The sequence below is a fragment of the Sporosarcina sp. Y1011 genome, from assembly GCF_057669885.1.
In genome coordinates this window covers 63,194-77,329 of the sequence record NZ_JBYHFP010000008.1, presented here as the reverse complement: position 1 = coordinate 77,329, position 14,136 = coordinate 63,194, and the positions used below count along the sequence as shown (strand labels likewise).

At 37.8% G+C, this 14,136-nt stretch carries 11 protein-coding genes; 9 read left to right on the top strand and 2 right to left on the bottom strand.

All coding sequences use genetic code 11. The annotated features are described in order from the left end of the window. Positions 1–496 precede the first annotated feature (496 nt). The 4 genes from AC25Y5_RS11445 to AC25Y5_RS11430 all read left to right on the top strand — a co-directional run bounded on the left by AC25Y5_RS11445 (position 497) and on the right by AC25Y5_RS11430 (position 6,417). Positions 497–1,672, top strand: coding sequence for an AAA family ATPase (locus AC25Y5_RS11445; protein ID WP_488140405.1), 1,176 nt, complete (start codon positions 497–499; stop codon positions 1,670–1,672). Between the two features lie 15 nt (positions 1,673–1,687). After that, on the top strand, positions 1,688–3,130 hold the full coding sequence (locus AC25Y5_RS11440) for a VWA domain-containing protein (protein ID WP_488140404.1): 1,443 nt from the start codon (positions 1,688–1,690) through the stop codon (positions 3,128–3,130). 410 nt (positions 3,131–3,540) lie between these two features. Next, positions 3,541–4,734 carry a chromate transporter gene (locus AC25Y5_RS11435; protein ID WP_488140403.1) on the top strand — a complete coding sequence of 398 codons (1,194 nt, stop codon included), beginning with the start codon at positions 3,541–3,543 and terminating at the stop codon, positions 4,732–4,734. A gap of 237 nt (positions 4,735–4,971) precedes the next feature. Next, a complete protein-coding gene (locus AC25Y5_RS11430) occupies positions 4,972–6,417 on the top strand; it encodes a GMC oxidoreductase (protein ID WP_488140402.1) in 1,446 nt (481 codons plus the stop codon). Positions 6,418–6,515: 98 nt separating this feature from the next. On the opposite strand, the gene AC25Y5_RS11425 is transcribed toward AC25Y5_RS11430, so the two are convergent. Both AC25Y5_RS11425 and AC25Y5_RS11420 read right to left on the bottom strand, forming a co-directional pair. Continuing rightward, positions 6,516–7,460, bottom strand: a complete 945-nt coding sequence (locus tag AC25Y5_RS11425; RefSeq protein WP_488140401.1) for a 3-hydroxyacyl-CoA dehydrogenase family protein — start codon at positions 7,458–7,460, stop codon at positions 6,516–6,518. Between the two features lie 447 nt (positions 7,461–7,907). After that, positions 7,908–8,243 (bottom strand): 2Fe-2S iron-sulfur cluster-binding protein, encoded by a 336-nt coding sequence (locus AC25Y5_RS11420; RefSeq protein ID WP_488140400.1) that lies wholly within the window; start codon positions 8,241–8,243, stop codon positions 7,908–7,910. Between the two features lie 475 nt (positions 8,244–8,718). Between AC25Y5_RS11420 and AC25Y5_RS11415 the strand changes: the two genes are divergently transcribed. The 5 genes from AC25Y5_RS11415 (at position 8,719) to AC25Y5_RS11395 (ending at position 13,992) form a co-directional block, all read left to right on the top strand. Next, the gene (locus AC25Y5_RS11415) at positions 8,719–9,474 is read left to right on the top strand and encodes a GTP cyclohydrolase II (RefSeq protein ID WP_482100898.1); all 756 of its coding nucleotides are present in this window, start codon (positions 8,719–8,721) and stop codon (positions 9,472–9,474) included. Further along, positions 9,467–10,579 (top strand): bifunctional diaminohydroxyphosphoribosylaminopyrimidine deaminase/5-amino-6-(5-phosphoribosylamino)uracil reductase RibD, encoded by a 1,113-nt coding sequence (ribD, locus tag AC25Y5_RS11410; protein WP_488140399.1) that lies wholly within the window; start codon positions 9,467–9,469, stop codon positions 10,577–10,579. The genes AC25Y5_RS11415 and ribD overlap by 8 nt, the downstream gene beginning before the upstream one ends. Before the next feature lies 1 nt (position 10,580). Next, positions 10,581–11,147 (top strand): 5' nucleotidase, NT5C type, encoded by a 567-nt coding sequence (locus AC25Y5_RS11405; RefSeq protein WP_488140398.1) that lies wholly within the window; start codon positions 10,581–10,583, stop codon positions 11,145–11,147. Between the two features lie 671 nt (positions 11,148–11,818). Beyond that, a complete protein-coding gene (locus AC25Y5_RS11400; RefSeq protein WP_488140397.1) occupies positions 11,819–12,259 on the top strand; it encodes an SRPBCC family protein in 441 nt (146 codons plus the stop codon). Between the two features lie 377 nt (positions 12,260–12,636). Beyond that, positions 12,637–13,992: a sigma-54 interaction domain-containing protein gene (locus AC25Y5_RS11395; protein WP_488140396.1), complete on the top strand. Its 1,356-nt coding sequence runs from the start codon at positions 12,637–12,639 to the stop codon at positions 13,990–13,992. Positions 13,993–14,136: the final 144 nt, after the last annotated feature.

Sequence of the window (14,136 nt, the reverse complement as noted above, 5' to 3'; positions counted from 1 at the left end):
AGTTAGAAAAAGGGTGACGATTAGGCGCCGTGAAAAATTGAATCACTATCCGGACTTCGGGTGCCGGAAGTTCGCTAGCAACTTAAAACCTAATCATTATATTCAAGAAAAAGGGAGGAAGTATTTATACTTACCTCTCTTTTTTTTGATTGAAAATGATTAATTGACATGGTTAATGATACTTACCTTCCATATTTAGCGGGATAATTTATTGGAGAGAGCGAAAATTAGGGGAAGTCTAGTTTACTTATTTATCCCAATTTGTTGAACGAGCTGTTCAACAGTGGTATGACTTTACCTAAAAGAATATTTGATGCAAAGACATCTATGATAAAAATAGGTTAATCGGATGATTAAAATGATTGTGTATCCATCAAACTGTAATGTAAAGAAGGAATCTTTCAGAGAGAAATGGGACAAGTGTTAATAAAGCGTAACATTGTGCGTTAGAAGCCGAATTCATTTTTTTACATTCCAAAGTTAGGAGTTATATAAAATGACAATAACTAATTTGAAAAAGTTAGAGGAAATAAGACAGGCACTCAATACAAAGTTTTTCGAACGAGAGAAAGAAGTTGAGGGGATTCTTGTCGCTCTGCTCTCTAGACAGCATATGCTTATGATTGGACCTGCCGGGACTGCGAAATCCGCATTGTCGTTTGAGTTAGCAAAAATCGTTAAAGGAACAGAATACTTCCAGTGGTTGCTGACGAGATTCAGTACACCGGAAGAATTGTTTGGTCCTTTGTCGTTAAAAGACCTTGAGCAAGGCGTTTACAAGAGGAATACAGCAACTAAAATGCCGGAAGCCAATTTAGTTTTTCTTGACGAAATATTCAAAGCAAACTCGGCAATCTTGAATAGTTTGCTGACGCTTATCAATGAACGTCTCTTCTATAATAATGGAACGCCAGTAAAGGTTCCTTTAATGTCAGTTATTGGAGCTTCAAATGAATATCCTGAAGAGGGAGAGGGGCTGGAAGCTCTTTTCGACAGGTTTCTACTTCGATTCGAGCTAGATTACATTGCCAATGAAACGAATTTTGTTTCTATGATGAAGGGGAGCGGTCAAAATCAGGTCATGCCCTCCTTGACGATGGAAGAATTGATTCAACTTCAGTTTCTTACGGATATGGTTACGATACCGGATGAAGTGTATGAAACACTTTCGGAAATTCGAAATAATTTGCGTGACGAGGGGATACGCCCTTCTGACAGACGGTTTAAGCAATCGCTATCGGTTCTTCAAGCGAAGGCGTTGATAAACCAAAGGCAAATAGTAAGGATAGATGATATTGTGATCCTTGAAAATGCCCTTTGGGAAACGGTGGACCAAAAAGATACCGTGTCTACCATTATTCGCAACCATTCACAAGATATAGTTACTCAGGCCCTCCATTCCATACAAAAGGAAGCAAATGAAGTATTCTACGCCATACTGCAGGATCATTCACCGGAAGCTGGAATGGAAGCAACTCAAAAAATGAAAGCTTTAGTGGCTGATTTGAAGAACCTACAAAGTCACAATCAAAGTCGGAAAGCTGATATCGACCTCTTATTTGATAAAGTGACCTCGATGGAACATGAAATCCTAGATAGTGTTTTAGAACCGTGGTATTTCGATCCTCAAAATGATAAGAGAGGGTCTACTGGCACCTTTTTTAATATGTGATAAGGAGTGTTCTTTGTGAAGGGGCGTAAAAGTCACAATGATAATCGTTCAGTCTTGAATACAGACGCATTCGATAAAAGACGCTTCAAAGAAATTTTTGACATGTCTCTGGGTCTTCAAAAGGTTAGAAATGAAGGTGCGTTGCCAATGTTCGAACCGCTACTTGCTGATATTTGGGCTTCCTTATATAAGATGAAACCTGAAATTTTGGCAGGGGACGTAGATGGTGTTCTTAAGGTGAATAAAACACTCATGGAAAGAATTATGGTGGATGAATCCTTTGTACACTACCGAAGTTTCACCCGATTGGATGATTTGTTGTCAGCTATCGGTACGGTGAAATTCGGAGAGCAGACGAATCAATGGCTGGCTGACCAAAAAGAGGAAGATGACGATTTTCAAAAACTGATGCAGGAAGCTTACGTAATGCAGAGGCAACTTCAAAAGCAGTATTGGCAAGCAGATATAGAAAGTAGAAGTCGGGAATCAGAAGAGAGTTTTTCAGAAGTGATGACTAATCTTAATGAAAAACTTCAGCAGATGCTTCAAAAAAACAATCATAGCTTTTCACATGCATTGGCTCAAGCCATGCAAGAAACAAGACAAGTGAAAGACAGTCTGAAATCGTTGCTTGGCGGCTGCAGTGCAGGGAGTGGTGATGCAGAATTAAAAAAGGTTCCTTTACGCGACCAACTAGCATTAGCTGAAAAAATGACTTCTGATAAAAAGATGAAAGAAATAGCGCAGTGGGCAGGCAGATTCAAACAGATAGCTCGTAAAAAGCAGAAAACCATACATAGGGAGTCTGTGGGAAGAAGGGGAGTTACGTTAGGTAATGAAATCGAGAGGTTACTCCCGATGGAATTTTGCTTATACATGCATCCAATATCGAAGAATGATTTTCTTCGTCGCTTAGTAGAAGGTGAGACCATGCAATATGAACAGAAAGGGCGTGAGGTATTGGAGAAGGGCCCAATCGTACTTTGTCTAGATCAGTCAGGCAGTATGTACAAACTGGATACACAATCCAAAGGATTTATATTAGCCCTCATGTCGATTGCGAGAAAGCAGCGAAGGGATTTTTGTTTGATATTATTCTCTACTCGTGCAGAAATTCATAAATATGAGAAAGGGAAAATTAAAGGATCAGATATGGTTGGTTTGGCTCGGACCTTTTTGGGTGGAGGAACGAATTTTGCACTTCCGCTTGATCTAGCAATGAATGTAATCAACGAAAGTCGGTTTAAACAAGCCGATATCGTTTTTGTTACGGATGGTGAAGACACTTTAAGTGATTCATTTCTATTAGCATTCAAAAAAAAGAAAAAAGAAAAGAATTTCAACGTGCTTTCGCTAGTGCTAGGAAGCAGTATGAAAATAGTGGAACAATTTTCAGACAAGGTTGTTCGAGTTGATGGTTTTGATGAAGCAGGTAGTTTTACTGCTTTTGAAATATGAACTAGCAGAGCTCATGTATGTCGATATCTAACCGTCTAAACGAAGCGGAATATCTACAAATCGATGTAAATGCAGAAATTTATCAGTACATTGGTAAAGGATTGCAAGGTAAATAGTAAAATATATTGGACAATCAAGGGTTCCGTCATAATGACGTGATCCTTTTTTTGCGTTTTAAACCGAATGTCTAGAATTAAATTCATGTTAAGAGATTGTAAATTATCTAGATTATACCTGGAATATACTATTTAGAATGCTATATTTATGTTGTTGGAAACCGCTATTTAGTAACAGCTTGGAGGATAAATTATTACTCAACAACTGATAAAGGAAACTTGTCCTAATAGAAGCTAGAAAGTAAGCATATGACCTCTACATAGAAATAAAAGACTAACAATAAGGAGCTAACGATGAAAAAAACTAACCCAAACAGGGGATTCAAATCACTTTTGGAAATATTCTTAGTTTCAACACGACTTGGTTTGACCTCTTTCGGTGGACCAACCGCTCATTTAGGGTATTTTCATGAAGAATACGTACGAAGAAGAAAATGGATGGATGAAAAGAGTTATGCGGATTTAGTTGCTTTAGCTCAGTTCTTACCTGGTCCGGCCAGTAGCCAAGTAGGAATCGGGATAGGTGTGATGCGAGCAGGAATACTTGGTGGAATTATATCTTTTATTGGATTTACACTCCCTTCAGTTATAGTACTTATACTTTTTGCTTTACTGCTCACTGGATTTGATGTAGGAAATGCCGGATGGATTCATGGGTTAAAAATTGTGGCAGTAGCGGTAGTTGCACATGCCATTATAGGTATGGCGAAAAATTTGACGCCTGATTTAAAAAGAAAAGCCATTGCTCTATTTGCACTAATCGGTACACTTCTTTGGCAAACAGCTTTTACTCAAGTAGGTGTGATTTTACTAGCTGCACTCTTTGGATTCTTATTGTTTAAACAACATGATGAAATTGAAGAAGCTAGTTCGAAATTTCCAATCGCTAAAAGTATTTCGGTGATTTGTCTACTGTTGTTTTTCGGATTGTTATTTCTTTTACCAGTTATCAGAGAAGTAACTGGATCTTTCTGGGTGGCTATGTTCGATAGTTTTTATCGATCGGGTGCTTTAGTTTTCGGTGGCGGTCATGTCGTTTTGCCTTTATTGGAACAAGAACTTGTTCCAACTGGCTGGATAAGCGAAGAAGCATTTTTAGCAGGCTATGGTGCAACACAAGCGGTACCCGGTCCGCTATTTACATTTGCAGCTTATTTAGGAACCGTTATGAAAGGTTGGCAGGGTGGTTTGGTTGCGACGTTTGCAGTATTCCTACCTGCTTTCCTTCTAATTTTAGGTGCATTACCATTTTGGGATAGCTTAAGAAGTAATCCTAAAATTAAAGGCGCAATAATGGGCGTAAATGCTGCAGTTATCGGGATACTAATCTCTGCTTTTTATTTCCCGATATGGACAAGTTCAATCTTAGCACCGATTGATTTTGCTTTAGCTGCAATTTTGTTCAGTATGCTTGCCTTTTGGAAGCTTCCGCCTTGGGTCATTGTAGTTACTGGAGCAATGGGGGGTTCATTATTATCTTTAATATAATATGCGGGTCCATAAACAAAAAATAGCAAAATAAAGTTCCAGTTTATATATTAAAAAATAACAATAAAGAAAATCGTCTGTTAACTAATTGCTTAGTTAAACGGACGATTTTTTGCTGTTTGATTATGTACATCTCCGATAATGCTCCGAAATAGCAATCGATATAACTTGTCATATAGGACAAACGTCCATGCATATCTTAAAAGGATGTCTATGAAGGGGAGAGTGGTTGTACCCGTGGTGAAGTATAAAAATAATTGGATTCCAACAAAAACACTTGAGGAAATGTCAGGGACAAATTATGATGTCCTCATTGTGGGGAGTGGCCCCGGTGGTGGAGCAACCTTACAAAGGCTTTGTGAACTGTGGAAAAATAAAGGGGCAAAAAAAATTGGGATTCTTGAAATGGGAGATAAGTTATTTCATTCCCATTCTTTAAACATTCCCACGCAAAACGTTAATACTGCCAGAGATGTACTTCTTCCTGATAATTCAACAGTTATAGGTGAGCGTTTGCCTCAATTTCCGGGAGCGAGAATGGTATATGCACTTGGGGGAAGGTCATTATTTTGGAACGCGGCGACTCCTCGGCCAATTCAAGAAGAGCTCAATAAATGGCCGATTAACACTCGGGAATTGAATGCATATCTAGGGATGGCCGAGAAATTAATGCATGTTACAACCGATTATGCGAAAGGTTCATCGATGCAAAATACGCTTTTAAAGAGGCTCCATGCGGGTGGAATACTTGAAGCCAATGATATGCCAGTTGCTTTTGACATGACACCTTCCAGGCAAGGAGAAGTCCATTCAAACCCTTGGTTCAGCTCTATCAATGCATTAGCTTCAGCCCTTTTTGATCGACCCTATGATCTCGCTGTAAATGCCTTTGTCTCTCAAGTAATTGTTAAAAATGGTAAAACAAGTGGAGTAGAAGTGTTTTCCCAGGATAAGAAAGCTCATATTATTCGAGCAAAGAATGTTGTCGTATCTGCAAGTACTTTAGAGACTCCACGTTTATTGCTTAATTCTGGAATTCAGGGACCTGCTATTGGTCGATATTTAACAGGGCATGTGTCCATCATCGCGGTTGGAACAATAAGTCGGAGTAAGTTTTCTGATAAACTTGGAAATTTATCTATTTTGAAATTTGAAACAAGCGAGTCTCCATATCAAATTCAAATATTGGGTCCAGACCAATATTTTTCGTACCAGCAATTTGAAGACAAAGTGCTAAAAGATACTCTTGGGATCGCATACGCTGCCTTTGGAAGGGTTGAGCCTCGGGCTGAGAATAGAGTGTACATTGATCCGTCTGCAAAGGATGAATTTGGTGTACCATTACAACAAGTTCAATATTCATTAAGTAATAAGGACCGTCAAGTAGCTGAACAAGTCAAACAAGGAATTATCCGATCTGCTGCTGCGATGGGCGTTACTTTAGATACTTCAACTCTAACTCTTCGTCCGCCAGGGAGTGATATGCACGAGGCTTCCACTTGCAGAATGGGTGAGGATCCAAATACTTCAGCTACAAATCGCCACGGTCAAATACATGGTGTGAAAGGTTTATTTGTAGCTGACAACAGTGTTCTTCCTTCACTGACCGCAGCTGGCCCTGTCCTCCCTAATGTAGCTTTAGCTATAAGGCTAGCAGATCATATTGTTCGTCAATCAAGTTAAATAAGTTTTTAATCTTAAAAAGGGAGTATGTATACAGGACAGCTCCCTTTAATTTTTGTTTCAAGATATTTGATTTAGTTTAATCACTGATGACGAAATTATTTATTGTTGTTATTTTTAATATTAGCTAGTCTAATGAAGTTTACATCACGTTCATTAATTCTTCTTTGAACTTCATCGTTACCTGAATAAGTGAATAAGCCATTACCTGCTTTAGTTCCGAGGTTCCCACTTTGAACTTTTTCTTCAACAAATAGTGGGACTTTCTCTTCTTTGGATAGAACTGGTGCCAGGTTCTCAACTACGCTCTTCCAAATATCTAGTCCACCAAAATCTGCAGTTTCTAATGGTCCAATGAATGCCCATCTGAATCCAGGCCCAGCAGTGATAGCTAAGTCAATATCTTCTGCGTCCGCAATACCGTTGTCTAAAAGAAAGAATGCTTCACGGACTAAAGCAGCTTGTAGGCGATTTGCAATTAGGCCGGGAATATCTTTTTTCAAGACAATCGGTTTCTTACCGATATTTTTCAAAACTTCTACTGTACGATCAATGATATCTTGTGAAGTTTTTGGACCTTTTACGACTTCTACAAGTGGAACTAAATGTGCTGGATTGAAGAAGTGAGTAATGATTAGACGGTCTGTCTTTTGAACGCCTTCTGATAGTTGCTGAATGGAAAACGTAGATGTATTGGATGCAATAATCGTATCGTCTTCTATGACTTCCTCTAACTGCTTAAATAAGTCGAATTTAATGGTTAGATTTTCAGATACTGCTTCAGTGACAAATCGGGTTTCGCTAACGGCCTCTTTTAAATCAGTAGATGTAGATATTCGTTTTAATGTATTTTCTTTCACAGATGCTGTAATCGAATTTTCTTGGATTAACATGTCCAAGTTATCAGAGATTCGTGTCATTGCAGTTTCCAAAAACTCGTCTTTAATATCATACATATATACATTATAGCCTGCTTGTGCGTATAACTGAGCAATTCCATGACCCATTGTACCTGCGCCTAATACAGTGACTTTCTCTGCCATAATAAAAACCTCCCTCAATTAATCATTCATTTCATTACTTCCGGAAGGCTCTTTGTAAAGTCAACAAAGCCGACTTAATTAAGGTGGAAAATGGCCATTGTAAAAATTCGTGTATCATTGAAGTTAGCAGACTAGCAATGAGAAGAAGTTTTATAATGGCACACCAAAAGAGTATCATACAAAAACGGAAGTTTAAATAGCTCTTGAATACAGAATGGTGTTCGCATTGAGAAATCACTAGAAGCTTGGAGCATACTAATCAAGAATCAGGTCTGGTCACCTGGCGCTGTGGTTAGATATTAAAAGCAACAAAATGTTTGAAAAGACAAGCCTATGGTGTCCACTAAAACCCTTTATAACTGTGATTATGATTGGTACTCAGTAGTTCATTGCAAGTAAACGGCTAATCTGCAGACGTAATAGTTTAAATGAAAACTGGAATTCGAATTAGTCGGCTGGCCTTTCACCAACGGCTTTTCCGGTGTTTTCTATTGTCATGATTGGTCGAACAGTAATATCTCCACTTACAAGAATTTGGCAAGATAAACGCAAACAATCATCAAATAAATGATCATCAATTCCTTTATCCGCAAAGGCCTTCTTTTCCTTTTTGGTTATCTCTAAGTAATCACCTTCCAAAATCTCTACTCTGCAAGTCGTACATACAGCTTTGCCTCCGCACCGGTGTAGGATATTTATACCGTTATCTTCTAGTGCTAATACTAACTTTCTCCCTATTTCGACTTCAAAAGTTCTATCACCAAAAACAGTTACGTCAGGCATTTTATACCTCCTCAATTAAAAAGAAAATGATAAATTTAAAATGGTCTATACTATAGTTATTCTCTAACTACACCTTCTTAAGACATGAAATAAAAGATCTTATATCGAAACGATGAAACAAGTGTTAAAAGAGTTTAGGACATTGATTACAAGAAGTACTTTTATAACCCCAAAAGCTAAATCCTGATAGAGGTCTTGTATGGTTGACGCTATTCACAGGGGAATGTTAAGTTGTATAGAATAAATATCTTTATGTGAATATATTTGTTTGTTCATATGAAGGGAAAAAGATATCGATTATACGCCTGCAAAAATGGTGAACAGAGATGACGAAATAATTGAACAAACTATGCGAGATAAAGTAAGTGTTGTACAATTACAGGTATCATATGAATCGAATGGTTAATATAATGAGGTATGTTATTTACAGATCAATTCACACTAAAATCCAAATATAAATAAAAGGAATGATTTTATGCTACATGCGAAACTGGAATCGAAAGTTATTGATGTCCTAAAAGAAAAAATTCAATTGATTGAAACAGATGAAGGTGCTATCTACTTAGTAGGACCTATTAAACTGCCTGTGAATATTTTTGGAGAAACGGTTGTTTTTCAATGGTATTGCTGGCTTAATCGATGCCAAGTTACGGAAAATTATCAAGAAATCATTGACCAACTGTCGTCTGCCAATTTGGCGGAGTTTCAGCAGTCAAGTGTGCTTGTATACGGGGATTTTGAAGAAGCGGATGATGCGCTGATTAGGATGCATTCAATTTGTCATACGGGAGATATATTTGGTAGTAAAAGATGCGATTGCGGTTATCAATTGAAGCAGTCAATGAAGAATATTGTGGATCATGGGACAGGTGCATTGTTTTATTTGGCGAACCATGAAGGCCGTGGAATTGGTTTATTCAGCAAAGCAATGGCATATGTACTTCAGGAGAATGGTTACGATACAGTGGAAGCAAACGAAAGCCTTGGATTTGTCGATGATTCTAGAAATTACGAGGATGCAATTCGCGTTCTAAAGAAACTCCGATCAAAACCTGTAAAGCTTATGACGAATAATCCAAAGAAAATGGAAGCACTGCAAAATGCCGGTCTTCCTATATCTGGACGAGAACCATTATGGGGCGATAAATCAGAGTTCAATGAGAAGTATTTGCAGACAAAGATTCGACGTTCTGGGCATATGGAGGAAGAAGGGACATCTACGCATGACTAACCATGAAATTTACATGAATTTGGCCCTAGAGAATGCACGTGCGATGAAAGGGCAGACTAATCCGAATCCACTTGTCGGTTCGGTTATTATCAATGAAAATCGAATAGTTGGTATCGGTACACATTTGAAGGCTGGTGAACCGCATGCTGAAATCCATGCTATCCGTATGGCTGGCGAGAAGGCAAAAGGTGGAACGATTTATGTCACCCTTGAGCCATGCTCGCATTACGGGCGGACGGGCCCTTGTGCAATAGCGATTGTTGAAGCGGGAATTAAGAAAGTAGTCATTGCCACACTAGATCCGAATCCAGTTGTTGCCGGCAACGGTGTAAAGATTTTGGAAGATGCAGGAATTGAAGTGGTTGTGGGTGTATTGGAAGAGAAGTCTCGAAAGATGAATGAAGTATTTAACAAATTCATCGTCGAACAGAAGCCATTCCTAACGATGAAAGCTGGAAGCACACTAGATGGGAAAATTGCTACGCATACAGCCGACAGCAAATGGATTACATCACCTGAGGCGAGAAACGATGTACATGTATTGCGAAATGAAAATATGGCTATTTTAGTTGGTGTAAATACCGTAATCGAGGATGATCCCGAATTGACGACGAGGATTCCGAATGGAAGAAATCCGATACGAATCATTTTAGACTCCTCGCTGCGAATTCCATTAGATTCAAAGGTTATAACAGATGGGCAGGCAGAAACGTGGATTTTCACTGCAAATAAGTATAATCAAGATGCCAAGAAGAGTCTGGAAGAACAAGGAGTTTCGATTTATCCCACCTCAGGAATCAAGCAGGTGGACCCGAATGATGTCATTCGGATTCTCGGTGAAAAGCTTGTTTCTTCTGTACTAATCGAGGGGGGAGGTTCGATTCACGCTGCATTCCTGGAAAATCAGCTCGTCGACAAAGTGGAGATATATATCGCACCCAAACTAGTTGGAGGTGCCCATGCACCTACATTCCTTGAAGGAACAGGAATTGAACTAATGCGTGATGCTGTCGATTTGGAAGATCTCCACGTTACTCAAATAGGTAACGATTTCAAGTTCACTGGCTATCCGAAATATACTAATAGACAAGCTGAGGGAGATTAATATGAAATTCGGTTTTGATATTGATGATACATTGATCAATCTTAGAGAACATGCTTTTCAAATATACAATAAAAAGTTAAATCGGAATGTGAATGTAGATCTCTTTCATGCACTGGAAAAGGTTGAAATTCACGAGCTTTTTGACATGACAGCTGAACAAGGCAGCGAGATGTGGAGCAGTTCGCTAGATGAAATCTATTATACATCATGCCCGCCGTATCCTGATGCTGTGGAAACATTGCAAAGGCTGGCTAGTGAAGGACATGACATCTATTATATAACGGCGAGGCCGAAAGAACATGGCGAGCGTACAATGGAATGGATGATTGAAAATAAGTTTCCGGTTCAAAAAGATAGATTTTATTATGGAATGAATGATGTAGACAAGGTTCATATCATTAAAGATTTAGAACTTGACTATTATTTCGATGACAAGCCTGCAGTTCTAGAGACATTGAGCGATCGGCCCCTAAACGTATTCGCGAAGAGCCAACCCTACAATACGCATTTAGATATTCAGCGAATCGTGAACTGGTCTGAACTATTCGATTTACTAATTGAAGAATAAAAGCAGGTGCACGACACTATTGGTACAGCACACTACAATCCCATAGGATAAAGCAAAAGCTCAGCCATATTCACAAAAGGTTGAGCTTGTTTGTATTTCTAATGAAGTTGCTATTAGCCTAATGCGCCCTCGCTAGATAATTCATATAAGAACGCGCATTTCATTATGGGGATTAAATCTGCAACTTGTAGAGCACCTTCTCGAATCAAATTAGGATCGAATTTAATCACATCATAAACACTCGCATAGCACTTATCCCAGCTTAAGGAATGTTTGGAAAAATCTCTACATTTTTAGAAGCGAGCCATTTCTCGAAATTAATAAGTGAAGGCTCGCTGATTCTATTGTATACTAGGAGAATAGTTTTATATTATCAAAATTTAGTAACTTCCATACTTCCCTAAAATATAGTAGACCAATAGAAAAACTCCTTTATACTGTTTATAAAAAATTTTTACTGAAATTTCAGTAAAACGGCAAGAGGGACCTATATTGAAAAGGCTAAAGTTAAGTGTTTAACGTGATTGAAGAAATAGGGCAGCATAAGGGATTTTCAGAAGAAGCCTATAAATAAAGGGGTTTTTGAGGAGTTGGAAAAGTATACTATTTCTATATTTGATTATAATACATATAGAAGAATCATTAAATTTTCGAAAGTGAGATGATGTAGTGTGGATACTCAACTAATTACGAAATTAAAAATACTTAAACCTGCTAAAGATGTATTTGAAGCCATAGTAGATCCTGAAAAAATGTCTAATTATTGGTTTTCATCGGGAAGTGGAAGAGTAGAGCAAGGCAAGACAATTACTTGGAGATATGATGAATACAATGCGGAAGTAGTAATAAATGTATTGGAAATCAATGGGGATAAGGAAATTGTTTTTTCGTGGGGCGAATATGGTCAAGAAACAGTCGTTACAATTATATTAAAAGAGCTGGATGATAAGAGTACTATTATTGAAGTAAATGAATCAGGTTTAAAAGAGGATGACCCAGAAATAGTAAATAAAATGATTGGCCAAAAAGAAGGTTGGGTCTACATGCTAACTTGTTTAAAGGGGTATTTGGAAAATGACATTACTAATTTGAGAGCTTCATTAGTCCAATAAGTATTTAACGGCACAATATATTTTACCAATAAGTAAAAAAACACGTTGCGTTCAACTACCAAATTTTTATCGTGAGTTACTATATAGCTCCAGTTTAATGAGGGATTTAGAAGTACTCGTTTGTGATCTTTTAGAGAGTAACTTATTGGAATAAAGAGTAAAAAAGTAAATTTTTAAATGAAGTAATATAAATTAATTTAAACCTCGTCTTGCTATCAGGACGGGGTTATGACTGTTTTAAGTATAAAGATGGTCGCTCTAAAGCATGAATTCGGTTGTAGAGTAACTACAAAGAGTGTAGATTGAATGCTAATTGAAACAATGTAATTATTTAAGCTTGTGAGATTAATTGTTAAATAACAAGGGAGGGGAATACCATGAAAGCATTGTCTGAACATTTACCTGAATCCGTTCTTACGCAAATACTAGAAACTGCATTTCAATGGTTTGTTGTAGTTGATAAAGACTCAAGGATTATGTATATCAACGAAGATTATTGTAAATTCTTAGAGGTTGAGCGAGAAGATGCAATCGGTAAACCTGTAGACGAAGTAATTGAAAATACTCAAATGCATGAAGTTATCAAAACAGGCATAGAGCATATCGCTTCACCTCACTTCATTAAAGGAACCTATATGTTAGCAAACAGAGTGCCATTGACTGTAGACGGTGAAATTGTAGGAGCTTTCGGAAGTGTGATATTTAGGGACCTCAATGAATGGCATAATCTAAGTTCTCATGTGAAAAGTACAATTGAAAAAATTCATTTCGGAGCTATTGCTTCTTCCGGTTCAGCTCATCGGTTAAATGAAATTCAAGGATCTTCTCAAGTAATCAGATCCATTAAGGAAACTATTCAAATGATTGCTCCTAGTAATCTTCCTATACTCATCCAAGGAGAAAGTGGAACGGGAAAAGAGTCTTTTGCTCACAGTATCCATCAGCTTTCTGATCGGTCAGAAAAGCCATTAATAAAGATTAGTTGCGCGGCAATCCCCCCCGAGTTATTGGAAGTAGAACTATTCGGTATCACTGATTTAAATGCTGGACAATCCACTCAACTTGAAAAGAGTGGGCGATTCCATTTAGCAGATGGGGGAACTTTGTTTTTGGATGACATAGGGGATATGTCACTTCCGGTGCAGGCAAAATTATTGCGAGTTTTAAATGATGGCGAAATAGAATCACATGAATTACATAAAACGAGGAAAGTAAATGTTAGGATAATAGCAGCTACAAATAAGCCTTTGAAAGCTTTGATTGAGTCTGGAAAGTTTCGGGAAGATCTTTATTACCGAATACAGGCGATTACGCTTGAAGTTCCCCCGTTACGTGAAAGAATGGAGGACTTTCTTGATATTACAAATTACTTATTCCATGAAGCTCTACTTAAAGCAGGAAAAAGAAATCTTTTGATTGCCACGAAAACAATGGATTATTTGCAAGCCTACCATTGGCCTGGAAATGTTCGTGAACTGCAAAATGTTATTCAAGCAGCAGTCTATTTGACGAATGGAGAGACGATTGAACCAAATGCATTGCCACAACAAGTAAAAATGGAGCGAATATTTAATACAAATAATTCTGAGACATTAGCTGAATTAATAGAGAAACTAGAGAGGGATATTTTATTTGAAACATTGCAACATCATCCAAACAAACGAGATGCAGCCAACGTTTTGGGATTAAGTAAAAGTACATTCTATGAAAAAGTTAAAAAATATAACTTATGACCTAGATTCCGGTTAATCGGAATTTTGTCCAGATTTACGGACTTCTAAAAGAGCGAAGTGTATGTAGTGTACTGAATTATCTGAACGCATTCCGGATATCTGGAATGCGTTTTTTGAATTGGTTAGAATGCCCGTAATATAAGG

Bases quoted from the DNA above. Each gene is read 5' to 3' on its own strand.
- AC25Y5_RS11415 (WP_482100898.1), top strand. From the start codon at position 8,719: ATGCTACATGCGAAACTGGAATCGAAAGTTATTGATGTCCTAAAAGAA.
- AC25Y5_RS11395 (WP_488140396.1), top strand. From the start codon at position 12,637: ATGAAAGCATTGTCTGAACATTTACCTGAATCCGTTCTTACGCAAATA.
- ribD (WP_488140399.1), top strand. From the start codon at position 9,467: ATGACTAACCATGAAATTTACATGAATTTGGCCCTAGAGAATGCACGT.
- AC25Y5_RS11420 (WP_488140400.1), bottom strand. From the start codon at position 8,243: ATGCCTGACGTAACTGTTTTTGGTGATAGAACTTTTGAAGTCGAAATA.
- AC25Y5_RS11435 (WP_488140403.1), top strand. From the start codon at position 3,541: ATGAAAAAAACTAACCCAAACAGGGGATTCAAATCACTTTTGGAAATA.
- AC25Y5_RS11405 (WP_488140398.1), top strand. From the start codon at position 10,581: ATGAAATTCGGTTTTGATATTGATGATACATTGATCAATCTTAGAGAA.
- AC25Y5_RS11445 (WP_488140405.1), top strand. From the start codon at position 497: ATGACAATAACTAATTTGAAAAAGTTAGAGGAAATAAGACAGGCACTC.
- AC25Y5_RS11425 (WP_488140401.1), bottom strand. From the start codon at position 7,460: ATGGCAGAGAAAGTCACTGTATTAGGCGCAGGTACAATGGGTCATGGA.